Raw genomic sequence first — 14,500 nt, forward strand, 5'->3', positions numbered from 1 at the left:
TAGGGTACGGCGATGGACACGGCGGACGACGGCACGGCCACCGCGCGCTCCCTGACGGAGCGGCTCGACGGCCTGGCCTTCACCGACCTCACCGCCGACCAGGCCACCGCCCGCATCCTGGACGCGGTCGAGGAGTGGGCCGTGTCCCGGAGCTGGCGGGTCTACCGCCGCGCTCCCAGCGTCTTCCCGCTGCCACCGCCGCTGCGCGGCAACTCGGTGCTCGACGTCGCCTGCGCGCGTCCCGGAGCCCCGCCGATCGCGATCGAGGTGGACCGGCTGGACCGGCAGCGCACGGTCGACAAGCTGCTCGCCGAGGCGGCCGCCGGGCGGGTGGCGATCTGGGTGCGCTGGGGCACCGGCCCGTTCCCGCCCCCGCCGCTGCCGGTGCACCTGGTGACCCGCGAGGCGGCCCGGCAGGGCGGTAAGTGGCACACCGTCACCGACCTGCCCGCACCGAAGCATTCCGGCACTGTCGTCGCCAGTGCCGAGACCGAGCAACTGCCCTGGGGGAATCAGTGACCGAGAGCCCTTCCCGTCTGGCCTGGCGGGTGACCGAGCCCCTGCACGCGATGATCTATTTCGTGCCCGAGGCGCCGGAGCGGTACGCGCTGCAGGGACTCGACGCGTCGGCCGGCTACTTCGCTTCCCGTGCCGCCGCGTTCGGCACCGCCGGTCCGGGGCTGGTGACGGCAACCTTCTACAACTTCAACCCGGCACTGGTGGCCCGCGCTCTGCCGGCGGCGTGGGAGCGGACCACACCGGCCGCGATGCTGGCGGCCCGGCTCGAGGCGGCGGACGCGGCACTGACCCGCGGCCTCGGCGCCGACGTGATCGCCGGGCCGGAGGTGGCCGAGGCGGCCGAGCTGGCGCGCACCGCGGCGCTGTCGGCGGCCGCGTTCCCGCACGGCCGGCCGCTGTTCGCCGCGCACGCCGAGCTGCCCTGGCCGGACCAGCCGCATCTGGTTCTGTTCCACGCGCAGACGCTGCTGCGCGAGTTCCGCGGCGACGGGCACGTGGCGCTGCTGCTGGAGTCGGGCCTGACCGGCCTGGAGGCGATCGTGCTGTACGTGGCCGACGGCCAGTCCGACGAGCGGTTCCTGCGGCCGACCCGCGGATGGAGCCGGGAGGTTTGGGCGGCCGCGATCGAGGAACTCCGGTCGCGCGGCCTGATCGGCGAGGACGGCATCACCGAGGCGGGCCGCGAACTGCGTGCCGGTATCGAGGAACGGACCGACCGGCTCGCCGAACCGGCGTACCGGACGCTGGGTGAGGACGGATGTCTGCGGTTGGCGGCGCTCACCCGGCCATTGAGCCGTACCGTGGTGAAGGGCGGCCTCCTCGACCCCGGGCAGCTGACGAAAAGTCGTTCGTGAGCAGGCACACGGACCTGATCGGCCGAATCCTTTGCCGCAGCGTAATCGGTACGTCACGCTGGGTTGGTGACAGAGCAGCGGAGACACCCGGCGTCCTGGTGGGCGCAGTTCCAAGAGGCCTCCGACCGATTCGACATGGCGTATCTGACCGAGGGCCTGGGTGACCTGATCGTCGCCAAGATCGCGTCGCCGCTGCTGCGCCGCGAGGCGGAGATCGCACTCGACATCATGGTCCGGCACCTCAACAAGCCGAACAGCGACGAGCTGGCCGAGCGCGCCAACAAGGGCGTCGAGCGGCTCGTCGCGACCGTCGACCGGCTCGGTGAGCGCTCCGGCGAGGCCTTCACCCTGGACGAGGCCTGGGCCCTGTGCCACCTGCTGGAGGGGCGTGTCGGCGAGGCGGCCAACGAGGCCGAGGCGTTCGTCAAGACGCAGTCGATCCTGCGCGTCTTCGTCGGCGCGCTGCGGATGGAGCGGTTCGACGGCGACGTGGCGGTGAAGATGCTCGCCGCCGGGCAGCCGCCGGCCGCCGCCCTGCACTCCGGCCAGGTGGTCGGCAAGTACAGCTGGTGGCCGAGCTGGCTGCTGACGGTCGTTACCGAGCGGGCCATGGCCGGCCATCTCGACAACGAGACCGTCGAGGCGCTCGACCGGTGCGCCTACGCGGAGCTGAGCCCCGCGCAGGCGCGCATCGCCCGCCGCCTGCTCGCCGGCGAGGACGCCCTGATCGACGCCTCCGCCGTCCGCCTGGAGGGCCTCGGCGAGGCCGACGCCGCCGAGAAGCTCCGCAAGGGCGACCTGACCGCTGTCGCCCTCGCGGCACGCCTCATACCTATCTAGCGGCTCAGGCGCCGCCCTCCTCGAGGGTGACGGTGGCCGGTGCGAACGACGTGCCGTTCACGTCGACGCCCGCGGTCTTGGCCTGCTCGATCGCCTGCTTGATGTAGTCGTTCGTGTAGGCCAGGCCCTCCGGCGCCTTGGTCAGCACGGTGTCGCCGGTCTGGTTCTTCGTGGTCATCGAGATGTCGACGGTCTGCTTCCAGTCGTCCTCGTCGATCACGCCGATGCCGCCCTCGGCCGGCCAGATCAGCTTGTTGACCTCGTTCATCTGCCAGAGCTGGTGGCTCTTGCCGAGCTTCGAGCCCTTGGCGACGACCAGGTCACGGCACTTCTCCGCGTTGTCCCGGCAGAACGCCCAGCCCTTGATCGAGGCGGTCAGGAACTTCACGGTCTGCTGCTGGTACGCCGCGTCGTTCAGCTTCTCCGTGTTCGCCCACACCGCGTCCTGCAGCATCGACGTGCCCTCGGTCTTCCAGTCGATGATCGAGAAGTCGTCGGCGGTGTACAGCTTGCCGGTGGCCGGGTTCTTGGCCTCCAGCAGCTGGGCGTACTCGTTGTAGCTCATCGCCTGCGCTGCGTCGATCTCCTTCTTGAGCAGCGCCTGCATGTCGAACTGCTGCTGCACCAGGGTGACGTCCTTGCCCGGGTCGATACCGGCCTCGGTCATCCCGGCGAACAGCTCGAACTCGTTGCCGAAGCCCCAGTTGCCGACCTTCTTGCCCTTCAGGTCGGCGGCCTTGGTGATGCCGCTGTCCTTCCACGCCACCTGGTACGTGCCGGACCGGGCGAAGATCTGGCCGACGTCGGTGATGCCGGCGCCCTGCTCGCGTGAGGCGAGCGCCTTGGGTACCCAGGCGATGGCGTAGTCGGCCTTGCCCTGCGCCAGCACGGTCTGCGGCACGATGTCGACGCCGCCCTCGAGCAGCTCGACCTGGAGACCCTGTTCGGCGTAGAAGCCCTGGTCGACCGCGGCGATGTACCCGGCGAACTGCGCCTGGAAGAACCACTGGAGCTGAAGCTTGATCGGGGTGAGGCCGCCGCTGCCGCCGGGTGCGGGGGTCGACGGGGTGTCCGCCGTGCCGCAGGCGGTGAGGGCGAGAACGGAGGCGAGAACTATGCGGGAGATCTTCATACGAAACCCCTGACTAACTGATGAGGCGTTGCTTCCATGGCATGGCCAGGCGCTCCAGCAGGAGCGTGACCAGGTAGAAGGTGAGTCCGAGCAGGCAGGCGCCGGCCACGAAGGCCCAGGCACGGGGGTAGGCCGTGAACGCCGCGGCGGAGGTGATCCGCGCGCCGAGCCCGTCCTGCAGTCCGCCGAAGTACTCGGCGACGACCGCGGCGATCACGGCCAGCGACGACGCCTGCCGCAGGCCGGTGAAGAGGTGGGGCAGTGCACCGGGGAGGCGCACCTTGCGGGCGAAGGTCCAGCCGCCGGCCGCGTACGAGTGCATCAGCTCCTGGTGCACCGGGCTGACCTCGCGCAGGCCGCGCAGCAGGTTCAGGAAGACCGGGAAGAACACGACGATTCCGGTGACCAGGCGCCGCGGGACGCTGCTGGTCGACTCGAACATGTTGTTGAGGATCGGGGCGAGCGCGATGATCGGCAGCGCGTTGATCAGCGCGGCGAACGGGATCGACACGTCGCCGAGAGATCGGAACCGGCTCGCGGCAAGCGCGGCCAGGACCGCGACGAGGGCGCCGCCGATCAGCCCGGCCAGCGCGTTGGCGCCGCTGGCCAGTGCCGCGTCCCAGATGTTGCCGCGCTGCTCGACCACCTGCTCCCAGATCGCGGTCGGCGCGGGCAGGATGAACGGCGCGATCCGGCCCAGGTCGACGGTGAGCTCCCAGAGGACCAGGGCGAGGACGCCGACGACGAGCGGCGGGAGCAGGCGCCTCATCCGCGCAGCGCCTTCCGTACCTCGGTGATCTTCTCGAAATAGACCGGTGACTGCCGGCCCACCTCGTCGCGGGACGGCAGATTCACCTCGATCGACGCCGTGATCCGGCCGGGCCGCGCGGACATCACCACCACCCGGTCGGACAGGAACACCGCCTCGGAGATCGAGTGGGTGACGAAGACCGTGCTGGTCCCGGTCTTGGCGCAGATGCCGAGCAACTCCGACTGCAACCGTTCCCGGGTCATCTCGTCGAGGGCGCCGAACGGCTCGTCCATGAGCAGCAGCGGCGGTTGCACGGCCAGCGCCCGCGCGATCGCGACCCGCTGCTGCATGCCACCGGAGAGCTGGCCCGGGTAGTGCCCGGCGAAGTCGGCGAGCCCGACCAGCTCCAGCATCTCGTCGGCCTTGGCGCGGCGCTCGGCCCGCCCGGCGCCGCGCAGTTCCAGCGGAAGCTCGACGTTGCGCCGCACGGTCCGCCACTCGAAGAGGCCGGCCTGCTGGAAGGCGATGCCGTACTCCTGCTCGCGGCGGGCCTGCGCGGCCGGCCGCCCGGCCACCGAGATGGTGCCGGTGGTCGGCGGGATCAGGTCGGCGACCAGGCGCAGCAGGGTGCTCTTGCCGCAGCCGGACGGGCCGATCAGCGAGACGAACTCGCCGTCGCCCACGGTCAGATCGACGTTCTCCAGCGCGGTGACCTCGTCGGCCCGGCCCCTGTTGAAGATCTTGGTGACGTTCTCGACGACCACTGCGGTCATAGCGTGACTACCTCCACGTGGCGCCGGTGCCGCATCAGCGGCCATTCGAGCAGGGTGACCGCCACCGCGACGAGCAGGCCGAGCAGCGCCGCCCCGAGCATGGCCGTGTAGACCTTGGCGGGGTCCGAGGTGGCCTCCCGCGAGTATTCGATGATCAGACGGCCGATGCCGCCGCGCGTACCCGTGGAGATCTCACCGACCACCGCGCCCACCACCGCCGCCGCGCCGGCCAGGCGCAGCGCCGGGAACAGGTAGGGCAGCGCTGCCGGGAAGCGCAGCTTCACCAGGGTCCGCCACCAGCCGGCGGCGTAGCTGTGCATCAGCTCGACGCCGGCCGGGCCCGGCGACTGCAGGCCGCGGAGCATGCCCACGGCCACCGGGAAGAAGGCCAGGTATGCGGCGATCACGGCCACCGTGGTCCAGGGCGGCATGATGCTGCCGGACCAGCCCGCGATCAGGGGGGCCAGGGCGACCAGGGGAACGGTCTGGGACAGGATGACGTACGGGAGAAGCCCCCGCTCGGCGATCCGGAACCGCTGCATCCCCACCGCCAGGGCGAGCCCGACGACGGTGCCCGCGAGAAACCCGGCCGCCGTGATCCCGAGCGTGAAGAAGCACGCCTGCAGCACCACGATCCACACCGGCCGGCCGCCGGTCATCTCCGGGTCGGCCAGCCGCTGCGCGATCGTCCACAGGTGTGGCATCGAGAGGTCGTCGGCGCGCGGGAGCACCCGCACGCCGAGGACCACCGTGCCCTCGGGGTTGCCGAGAGCCTTGTAGCCCTCCCAGACCAGCGCGGCCGCGACCAGCCCGGCCAAGACCGAGAGGGCCCTCCTCACGCGAACGCCGGGATGATGTGCTCGCCGTACGCGGCGAGGGTCTCCTCTTTGGCGTCGTGCTGGAGATAGACGGCGAACTGGTCGACGCCCAGCGCCTTGAGCTCCTGCAGCCGCTTGACGTGGTTCTCCACCGGGCCCAGCACGCAGAACCGGTCCACGATCTCGTCCGGCACGAACGTGGTGTGGCTGTTGCCGGCCCGCCCGTGCTCGGAGTAGTCGTAGCCCTGCCGGGCCTTGATGTAGTCGGTCAGCGCCTGCGGCACCGCGCCGTCGGCGCCGTAGCGGGCGACGATGTCCGCCACGTGGTTGCCGACCATCCCGCCGAACCAGCGGGTCTGGTCCCGCTGGTGGGCCAGGTCGTCGCCGACGTAGGCGGGCGCCGCCACGCAGAACTTGATCGCGTCCGGATCGCGGCCCTTGTTCTCCGCGGCTTTCCGCACAGCGCCGATCATCCACTCGGCGATGTCCGGGTCGGCGAGCTGCAGGATGTACCCGTCGCCCACCTCACCGGTCAGGGCCAGGGCCTTCGGGCCGTACGCGGCGACCCACACCTCGAGCCGGCTGTCCGGCGCCCAGGCGAACTGGATCTCGTTGCCGCGTACGGAAACCTTCTCGCCGTTGCCCAGGCCCTTGATCACCTGAACGCTCTCGCGGAGCTGGCCGAGTGTCTGCGGCTGCAGCCCGAGGACGCGCAGCGCCGAGTCGCCCCGGCCGATGCCGCAGATCGTCCGGTTGCCGTACATCTCGTTGAGCGTGGCGAACAGCGAGGCGGTGACCGTCCAGTCGCGGGTGCCGGGGTTGGTCACCATCGGGCCGACGACGATCCGCTGGGTCGCGCCGAGGATGGCCGAGTAGACGACGAACGGCTCCTGCCAGAGCACGTGCGAGTCGAAGGTCCAAAAATGACTGAAGCCGGATTCTTCCGCCTTCTTCGCCCAGTCCACCATTGCGCGAGCGGGTGGGTCGTTCTGCATGACTACACCGATGTCCATCTTCACCCCCTCAGAGCAGGTAGTCGCTGAGGCCGCGCTTGAGATACTTGCCGCGACCGGCCCGTCCCGAGTACTCGCCGTTCGCGACGATCACCTCGCCGCGAGCGAGAACGGTGTCGACGCGGCCGTCGATCTCCCAGCCCTCCCAGGCGGAGTGGTCCATGTTCATGTGGTGCGTCTCGACGCTGATCCGGGTCCGCCCGTTCGGGTCGTAGAGCACGATGTCGGCGTCCGAGCCGGGCGCGATGATGCCCTTGCGCGGGTAGAGGCCGAACATCCGCGCCGGTGTGGTGGCGATCGTCTCCACCCAGCGGGCCAGCGACAGCTTCTTGTCGACCACGCCCTGGTAGAGCAGGTCCACCCGGTGCTCGACGCTGCCGATGCCGTTCGGGATCTTGGAGAAGTCGCCCAGGCCGAGTTCCTTCTGGTCCTTGAAGCAGAACGGGCAGTGGTCGGTCGAGACCACCGACAGGTCGTTGGTCCGCAGGCCCTGCCACAGGTCGGCCCGGTGCGTCTCGTGCTTGCTGCGCAGCGGTGTCGAGCAGACCCACTTGGCGCCCTCGAAGCCGGGCGCGCCGAGCTGGTCCTCCAGCGTCAGGTACAGGTACTGCGGGCAGGTCTCGGCGAACACGTTGCGGCCCAGGTCGCGGGCGGCCTTGACCTGTTCGAGGGCCTTGGACGCGGACAGGTGGACGATGTAGAGCGGGCAGTCCGCCGCGACGCTCGCCAGCCAGATCGCCCGGCTGGTCGCCTCCGCCTCCAGCTCCTGCGGCCGGGTCAGACCGTGGTGGATCGGGTCGGTCTCGCCGCGTTCGAGGGCCTGCTTGACGAGCACGTCGATGGCCGGCCCGTTCTCCGCGTGCATCATGATCATGGCGCCGTTGTCCCGGGCCTTCTGCATGGCGCGCAGGATCTGGCCGTCGTCGGAGTAGAACACCCCGGGGTACGCCATGAACAGCTTGAAGCTGCTGATGCCCTCGGTGGCGACGAGCTGGTCCATCGCCTTGAGCGAGTCGTCGTCCACGCCGCCGAGGATCATGTGGAAGGCGTAGTCGATGTGGCAGTTGCCGTCCGCCTTGCCGTGCCAGGCGGCCAGACCGTCCTGCACCACCTCGCCGTACCGCTGCACCGCGAAGTCGACGATCGTCGTGGTGCCGCCGATCGCCGCGGCCCTGGTGCCGGTGTCGAACGTGTCGCTGGCGTGGGTGCCGCCGAACGGCAGCTCCATGTGGGTGTGCGCGTCGACGGCCCCGGGGATGACGTACTTGCCGGTGGCGTCGATCGTCTGGTCGATTTGTGGTGCTTTGCCTGGCTGGTACAGAGCGGCGATCGTCTCACCGTCGATCAGCACGTCTTGGAGGGCCGCGCCGGTCGGGCCGATGACGGTCCCGCCCTTGATCAGGATGCTCACGGCGCCACCAGCCCGTCGTAGCTGTCCGGGCGGCGGTCCCGGTAGAACTGCCACCGGTCACGGACCGTGCTGAGCAGGCTCAGGTCGAGGTCACGGACGATCAGCTCGGGGTTGTGCGTGTCGCCGACCTCGCCGACGAACTTGCCCTCCGGGTCGACGAAGTACGTCTGCCCGTAGAAGTCGTTGTCGCCCAGCGGCTCGACGCCGACCCGGTTGATCGCGCCGATGAAGTACTCGTTCGCCACCGCGCTGGCCGGCTGCTCCAGCTGCCACAGGTACGACGAGAGGCCGCGGCTGGTCGCCGACGGGTTGAAGACGATCTGCGCGCCGTTCAGGCCGAGCGCCCGCCAGCCCTCCGGGAAGTGCCGGTCGTAGCAGATGTAGACGCCGACCCGGCCGACCGCGGTGTCGAACACCGGGTAGCCGAGGTTGCCGGGACGGAAGTAGAACTTCTCCCAGAAGCCCTTGACCTGCGGAATGTGGTTCTTGCGGTACTTGCCGAGGTAGCTGCCGTCGGCGTCGACGACGGCCGCGGTGTTGTAGAGGACGCCGGGCTGCTCCTGCTCGTACATCGGCAGGACCATCACCATGCCGAGCTCCGCCGCGAGGGCCTGGAAGCGCTCGGTGGTCGGGCCGGGTACGGACTCCGCGTATTCGTAGTAGGCCGCGTCCTGCACCTGGCAGAAGTACGGCCCGTAGAAGAGCTCCTGGAAGCAGATCACCTTCGCGCCCTGGGCGGCGGCGTCACGAGCGTAGTCCTCGTGCGCCTTGATCATGGATTCCTTGTCGCCCGTCCAGGTCGTCTGGACCAGGGCGGCGCGGACGACTTCAGTTGACATCAGTGTCCTCCCGAATGGGTCACGCCTGTGATCGTGTGTCTACTCCCCGTGATAGCACCTGCGCCAGGGGTTGCTTGAAGACGCCCGATGCCGTAGGACCTTAACGACACACATTGAAGCGGACAATTGCCAGTACGTAACCGATTGTTTCGGAGAGGTAATTTGCTCACCCTGATCACCGGGGCGGTCCAGGACCGCAGCGCCCGGGGCATCGCCGCGGCCGTCAGCCGTCTGATCACCGCGGGACGGCTGCCGGCCGGCAGCCGGCTGCCCACCGTCCGGTCCGTCGCCGGCGAGCTCGGGGTCAGCCCCACCACGGTGAGCGAGGCCTGGCGCAGCCTCATCCACGCCGGGGCGATCCAGACGCGCGGGCGCTCCGGCACGTTCGTCTCCGGACCGCTGCCACCCCGCGAGCGGCTGCGTTTCACCCAGCTGGGCGGCGGGCACGTGGCGCTGCCCAGGGACCTCTCCACCGGCGTGCCCGACCCCGCCCTGCTGCCGGACCTGAGTGAGTCGCTGCGCCGGATCGGCGACGGCCGGTGGTCCGGGAGCTACCTGGACGCGCCGGTGCTGCCGGAGCTCGAGTCGCTGCTGCGGCGCCGCTGGCCGTTCCCGCCGGAGCGCCTCACCGTGGTCGACGGCGCCATGGACGCGCTGGACCGGATCGCCGGCGCCATGCTGCGCTTCGGCGACCACGTCCTGGTCGAGAACCCGGCGTTCGCGCCGCTGCTCGACATGCTCCAGGCGGTCGGCGCGACCGTGATCGGCGTGCCGATGGACGACGACGGCGTGGACCCGGCCGAGCTGCGGCGGCTGCTGCGCGAGTTCCGGCCGGTCGCGCTCTTCCTCCAGCCCCGGGCGCACAACCCGACCGGCGTCAGCATGAGCCAGGCCCGCGCGCTGGAACTCTCCGACATCCTCCTCGAGTCGCCGAGCGTGCTGGTCGTCGAGGACGACCACGCCGGTGACATCGCCTCGGCGCCTCCGGTCAGCATCGGCCGCCACCTCCCGGACCGGACCGTGCACGTGGCCGGCTTCTCCAAGAGCCACGGGCCGGACCTGCGGCTGGCGGCGATCGGCGGCCCGGCGCACGTGGTCGACGCGGTCGCCGACCGGCGGCTGCTCGGACCGGGCTGGTCCAGCCGGCTGCTGCAGGGCGTCCTGCTCGACCTGCTCACCGACACCGGTGCGATCGCGCAGGTGGCGGCGGCCCGCGCCGCCTACGCGGCACGCCGGTCGGCGCTGCTGGCGGCTCTGCACGCCCGCGGGGTGACGGCCACCGCCGCGGACGGGATCAACCTCTGGATGACCGTTCCGGACCAGCAGAACGCTCTCGTGGCACTGGCCGCCTGCGGTATCGCCGCGGCGCCCGGCGCGCCCTTCTGTGTCACCCCATTGGGTGACGACCACCTCCGCATCACCGCCGGCCTGGTCGCCGGCGGATACGACGAACTGGCCGACGTGCTCGCGTCGGCAGCGTTCCAGACCAGCCGCGGCAGCGGCCGGCGCGGCCTCGGGCACCCACACGGCTGGCGCTGACGATCTTTTTCGCAGGAGGTAACCCGATGAGTCTTCTCGACCGCCACCGCGCGGTGATGCCAGGCTGGATGCCCCTCTACTACGGCGACGACGCGCTGGAGATCGTCTCCGGCAGCGGCCGCCGCGTCACCGACGCCGCCGGCCGCACGTACCTCGACTTCTTCGGCGGGGTGCTGACCACGATGATCGGTTACGACGTCGCCGAGATCAGCGACGCGGTCCGCCGGCAGGTCGGCACGGGCGTCGCGCACACCTCCACGCTCTACCTGATCCGGCAGCAGGTCGAGCTGGCCGAGAAGATCGCGCGGATCTCCGGCATCCCGGACGCGCGGGTCTTCTTCACCAACTCCGGCAGCGAGGCGAACGAGTGCGCCCTGCTGTTCGCCACGAACGTGCGCCGCTCCAACCAGATCCTGGCGATCAAGAACAGCTACCACGGGCGCACGTTCGCGACCATGGCCGTCACCGGGCACCGCAGCTGGTCGTCCAGCTCGCTCAGCCCGATCTCGGTCAACTGGCTGGCCTCGGCGGACCGGTTGCGCGGGCGGATGGCCGGTCTCTCCGACGGCGATCTGCTGGACGCGGCCGTCGACGACCTGCGCGAGGTCCTCGCCACGGTCACGGCGGGTGACGTGGCGGCGCTGATCGCCGAGCCGATCCAGGGCGTCGGCGGTTTCGTGCACGGCCCGGACGGGCTGCTCGGGGCGTACTCCAAGGTCCTCGCGGAGCACGGCATCCTGCTCATCGCCGACGAGGTGCAGACCGGCTGGGGCCGCACCGGTGAGCACTTCTGGGGCTACCAGGCGCACGGGGTGACGCCGGATCTGATCACTTTCGCCAAGGGGATCGGTAACGGTTTCGCGCTGGGCGGCGTCGTGGGCCGGGCCGACGTGATGAACGCGGTGCCGGCGATCAGCTTCTCCACGTTCGGCGGCAACCCGGTGAGTGCGGCGGCCGGCAACGCCGTCCTGGACTACGTGCTCGATCACGACCTGCAGAGCAACGCGAGGCACGTCGGCGAGATCCTGCTCAGCGGCCTGCGGTCGCTGCGGCAAGGGATTCTTGCAGACGTACGCGGCCGCGGGCTCATGATCGGACTTGAGTTCGTCCGGCCCGGCACCCGCGAGCCCGACGCCGCCGCCACCGCGCGCGTCTTCGACCTGTGCCGCCAGGGCGGCCTGCTCGTCGGCAAGGGTGGCCTGTACGGCAACGTGATCCGGATCGGCCCCGCTCTGACGCTGACCGAGGAGGAGGCGCGCGAGGGCCTCGCCATCCTCACCGATGCCGTCGCCACAGCCGACGCGGAGTACCGCATCGCCTAAGGTTCCCCTGTGGAGCTGAGCGCGACCGAGAAGCTGGTCCGGGAGGGGTTCGCACGCGGGGCCCCGGTCGACCTGGGACCGGCGGACGATCAGGTGGTCCGCGCCGAGGTCCTGCGCCATCTCCTGCTCGGCGGCGTGCCGGCCGCCGACGGTGAGCTGCCGGGGCTGCGCCTCCAGCACGCCCGTGTCACCGGCCGTCTGGAGCTCAGCTACGCCGACGTGACCGTGATGGTGATCCTGAACGACTGCCGGTTCGACGAGCGGATCACGCTCCACGGAGCACACCTGCGCCGCCTCAACCTGGCCGGATCCACGCTGAACGGCATCGCCGCCGAGAACGCGACGATCGCCGGCGGCCTGAGCCTGAGATACGCGGTGGTGCACGGCACCATCGACCTGATCGGCACCCGGATCGAGGGCGCGCTCGTGCTCGACGGCGCCCGCCTCAGCGCCGCGTCGCCCTCGCCCGGCGGCGCGCCGCCCCCGCCCGGTGGCGCGCTGCCCTCGTCCGGCGGCGCCGGGCCCGGGGGCGCCCTGCCGGCGCTCGACGGATCGCATCTGAGCGTCGCGAGCAGCATTCTGGCCCGCGACGGCTTCGTCAGCGACGGTCCGATCTGGCTCGGTGGCGCGACCGTGGCCGGATCGCTGCGCTGGTGCGGGGCGACCATTCGCAACCCGGGCGGGCGGGCCCTGGACGCACCGGGTCTCAAGGTGGGCGGGGTCGCCGATCTCACCGACGGGTTCACCGTGGCCGGGTCGATCCGGCTCAGCAACGCCGAGGTCGGCGGTCTGCTGTCGCTGCACGGGGCGGAGCTGTCCGAGCCGGGCGGCCGGTGCCTGGATCTGCGCAACCTGGTCGCGGGGGAGGTGAACCTGCGGCCGCGGACACCGTTCCCCGGGCGGGTCGACCTCAGCTACGCCCGGATCAGCCTGCTCCGCGACGACCCGGCCACCTGGCCCGAACAGATCGCGACGACGGACTTCCGCTACGAGGCGATCGGCGGGCCGGCCGAGGTGGGGGAGCGGCTGCGCTGGCTGCAGCGGGACCCGCACGGGTTCCGGCCGCAGGCGTACAGCCAGCTGGCCGGGGTCTATCAGGCGGCGGGGCGCGACGACGACGCCCGGACCGTGCGCTACGCGGCGGAGCGGAACCGGAGCCGGAAGAACCGGATCTGGTCGGCGCTGCAGAACGTGACCGTCGGCTACGGGTACAAACCGGTGCGGGCGGCGAGCTGGCTCGGAGCGCTGCTGGCCGCGGGCACGGTGCTGTTCACGCTGGTGGAGCCCCGGGCGGCGGAGGCTCCGAAGGCACCGGAGTTCCACGCGCTGGCGTACACGGCCGATCTGCTGCTGCCGGTGGTCGATCTCGGGCAGCAGTCCGCATACCACGCGCGGGGTTGGACCGCTTGGGTCGCGTACGGGCTGATCGGTGCGGGACTGGTGTTTGTGACGACTGCGGCGGCGGCGATCGCCCGCCGGCTCCAGCGGGGCTGAGGTCTCCCGGCAGGTGCCCCGGCGGTCGCGCTGCGGCCTCGCGTCGCAGGTCGTCGCGGGTCTGGAGGAGGCAGAGCGCGAGTCGCGTACCCCATGATCCCGCTCAGAATGAGTGGCACCCCGCGTGAGTTACCGGCGGGTTTTGTCGTGGACACGCGAACTTTCGCTGGATCTGAAGAAACTTAGCTTCACTGTGGACGAAACTAATCGGTAACGTCCTCAACGATGTAGATGCATCGATGTGGAGGGGGACCGCAATGCCGCAGTCACTAAGCCGCAGACGACTACTGGGCGCCGCAGCCGCTGCGGGCGCCGCTGGAGCCTTCACCGTCCCTGAGGTCGCCGCGGCCCACGGTGGTGGATCACTTCATCGCGTGCCACGCGATCAGATCAGCGTGCAGCTCTACACGCTGCGCAATCAGCTCAACATCGACCTCGAGGCGAGCCTCGCCGAGCTCGCGGAGATCGGATACACGCGGGTGGAGCACGCCGGGTTCGTGGGGCGGACCGCAGCACAGTTCCGCACCGCGCTGGACAACGCCGGCCTGCGCGCCACGTCCGGCCACGTCGGGATTCCGCAACCGTGGAACGCCGACACCTGGAAGCGCGCCCTCGACGACGCCGCGATCGTCGGCAACAAGTTCATAGTTCACCCCTACTTCGGCGCCGGCCCGACCGGCCCGATCCGCGACGCCGCGGTCTACAAGGCGTTCGCTCGCGACCTGAACAAGGCGGGCGACCTGGCGCGCCGGGCCGGGCTGAGCTTCGGCTACCACAACCACCAGAACGAGTTCTTCCGTCAATCCGGCACCGACGTGACCGGTTTCGACATCCTGACCGGCGACACCGACCCGCGCCTGGTGCACCTGGAGGTGGACCTGTTCTGGGCGTTCCGCGGCGCCAGCGACCCGGTCGACCTGATCAAGGAGCACCGCGGCCGGATCCGCCAGGTGCACGTCAAGGATCTCAACGAGGGCGGCAGCTTCGCCGACCCGGGCGCCGGACTGATCGACTTCGGCCGGATCTTCGAGCGGTCGAGGGAGGCGGGCCTGGTCGAGTACATCGTCGAGCGTGACGACGCGGGCAGCCCGCCGCGGACGCCCGCCGACGCGCTGGTGACCGCGAAGGTCGGCTACGACTACCTCGCCGGGCTGCGGTTCTGATGATCCGCGGACGGATTCTGATCAGTGTCGTC

14 protein-coding genes are annotated in these 14,500 nt (G+C 70.6%); 7 read left to right on the forward strand and 7 right to left on the reverse strand.

The window, feature by feature from the left end:
- The first annotated feature begins 12 nt into the window (after nucleotides 1–12).
- The 3 genes from AB0M02_RS12860 to AB0M02_RS12870 all read left to right on the forward strand — a co-directional run bounded on the left by AB0M02_RS12860 (nucleotide 13) and on the right by AB0M02_RS12870 (nucleotide 2,213).
- Complete coding sequence (locus AB0M02_RS12860; RefSeq protein WP_364225346.1) at nucleotides 13–519, forward strand: hypothetical protein; 507 nt, start codon at nucleotides 13–15, stop codon at nucleotides 517–519.
- Nucleotides 516–1,373 (forward strand): hypothetical protein, encoded by an 858-nt coding sequence (locus AB0M02_RS12865; protein WP_364225349.1) that lies wholly within the window; start codon nucleotides 516–518, stop codon nucleotides 1,371–1,373. The genes AB0M02_RS12860 and AB0M02_RS12865 overlap by 4 nt, the downstream gene beginning before the upstream one ends.
- 66 nt (nucleotides 1,374–1,439) lie before the next feature.
- Complete coding sequence (locus AB0M02_RS12870; protein ID WP_364225352.1) at nucleotides 1,440–2,213, forward strand: hypothetical protein; 774 nt, start codon at nucleotides 1,440–1,442, stop codon at nucleotides 2,211–2,213.
- 4 nt (nucleotides 2,214–2,217) lie between these two features.
- On the opposite strand, the gene AB0M02_RS12875 is transcribed toward AB0M02_RS12870, so the two are convergent.
- From AB0M02_RS12875 to AB0M02_RS12905, 7 genes are read right to left on the reverse strand one after another with little or no spacing between them, the layout of a single operon-like run.
- Nucleotides 2,218–3,345, reverse strand: coding sequence for an ABC transporter substrate-binding protein (locus tag AB0M02_RS12875; RefSeq protein WP_364225354.1), 1,128 nt, complete (start codon nucleotides 3,343–3,345; stop codon nucleotides 2,218–2,220).
- Between the two features lie 13 nt (nucleotides 3,346–3,358).
- A complete protein-coding gene (locus AB0M02_RS12880; RefSeq protein ID WP_364225357.1) occupies nucleotides 3,359–4,114 on the reverse strand; it encodes an ABC transporter permease subunit in 756 nt (251 codons plus the stop codon).
- Nucleotides 4,111–4,869 carry an ABC transporter ATP-binding protein gene (locus tag AB0M02_RS12885; RefSeq protein WP_364225360.1) on the reverse strand — a complete coding sequence of 253 codons (759 nt, stop codon included), beginning with the start codon at nucleotides 4,867–4,869 and terminating at the stop codon, nucleotides 4,111–4,113. The genes AB0M02_RS12880 and AB0M02_RS12885 overlap by 4 nt, the downstream gene beginning before the upstream one ends.
- Entirely contained in the window at nucleotides 4,866–5,687 is an 822-nt protein-coding gene (locus AB0M02_RS12890) for an ABC transporter permease subunit (RefSeq protein ID WP_364225363.1), read from the reverse strand. The genes AB0M02_RS12885 and AB0M02_RS12890 overlap by 4 nt, the downstream gene beginning before the upstream one ends.
- 17 nt (nucleotides 5,688–5,704) lie before the next feature.
- Nucleotides 5,705–6,700, reverse strand: coding sequence for a TIGR03842 family LLM class F420-dependent oxidoreductase (locus tag AB0M02_RS12895; RefSeq protein WP_364225365.1), 996 nt, complete (start codon nucleotides 6,698–6,700; stop codon nucleotides 5,705–5,707).
- Between the two features lie 10 nt (nucleotides 6,701–6,710).
- Nucleotides 6,711–8,111 (reverse strand): dihydropyrimidinase, encoded by a 1,401-nt coding sequence (hydA, locus tag AB0M02_RS12900; protein WP_364225368.1) that lies wholly within the window; start codon nucleotides 8,109–8,111, stop codon nucleotides 6,711–6,713.
- Nucleotides 8,108–8,950 (reverse strand): nitrilase-related carbon-nitrogen hydrolase, encoded by an 843-nt coding sequence (locus tag AB0M02_RS12905; RefSeq protein ID WP_364225371.1) that lies wholly within the window; start codon nucleotides 8,948–8,950, stop codon nucleotides 8,108–8,110. The genes hydA and AB0M02_RS12905 overlap by 4 nt, the downstream gene beginning before the upstream one ends.
- Before the next feature lie 162 nt (nucleotides 8,951–9,112).
- Here AB0M02_RS12905 and AB0M02_RS12910 point away from each other — a divergent pair, with 162 nt between their 5' ends.
- The 4 genes from AB0M02_RS12910 (at nucleotide 9,113) to AB0M02_RS12925 (ending at nucleotide 14,468) form a co-directional block, all read left to right on the forward strand.
- Complete coding sequence (locus AB0M02_RS12910; RefSeq protein WP_364225375.1) at nucleotides 9,113–10,489, forward strand: aminotransferase class I/II-fold pyridoxal phosphate-dependent enzyme; 1,377 nt, start codon at nucleotides 9,113–9,115, stop codon at nucleotides 10,487–10,489.
- Between the two features lie 26 nt (nucleotides 10,490–10,515).
- A complete protein-coding gene (locus AB0M02_RS12915; protein ID WP_364225378.1) occupies nucleotides 10,516–11,811 on the forward strand; it encodes an aminotransferase class III-fold pyridoxal phosphate-dependent enzyme in 1,296 nt (431 codons plus the stop codon).
- 9 nt (nucleotides 11,812–11,820) lie between these two features.
- Entirely contained in the window at nucleotides 11,821–13,305 is a 1,485-nt protein-coding gene (locus AB0M02_RS12920) for a hypothetical protein (protein ID WP_364225380.1), read from the forward strand.
- A gap of 257 nt (nucleotides 13,306–13,562) precedes the next feature.
- Nucleotides 13,563–14,468: a sugar phosphate isomerase/epimerase gene (locus tag AB0M02_RS12925; protein WP_364225383.1), complete on the forward strand. Its 906-nt coding sequence runs from the start codon at nucleotides 13,563–13,565 to the stop codon at nucleotides 14,466–14,468.
- The last annotated feature ends 32 nt before the right edge of the window (nucleotides 14,469–14,500 follow it).

Source organism: Actinoplanes sp. NPDC051861, from assembly GCF_040681145.1.
Lineage (GTDB): Bacteria > Actinomycetota > Actinomycetes > Mycobacteriales > Micromonosporaceae > Actinoplanes.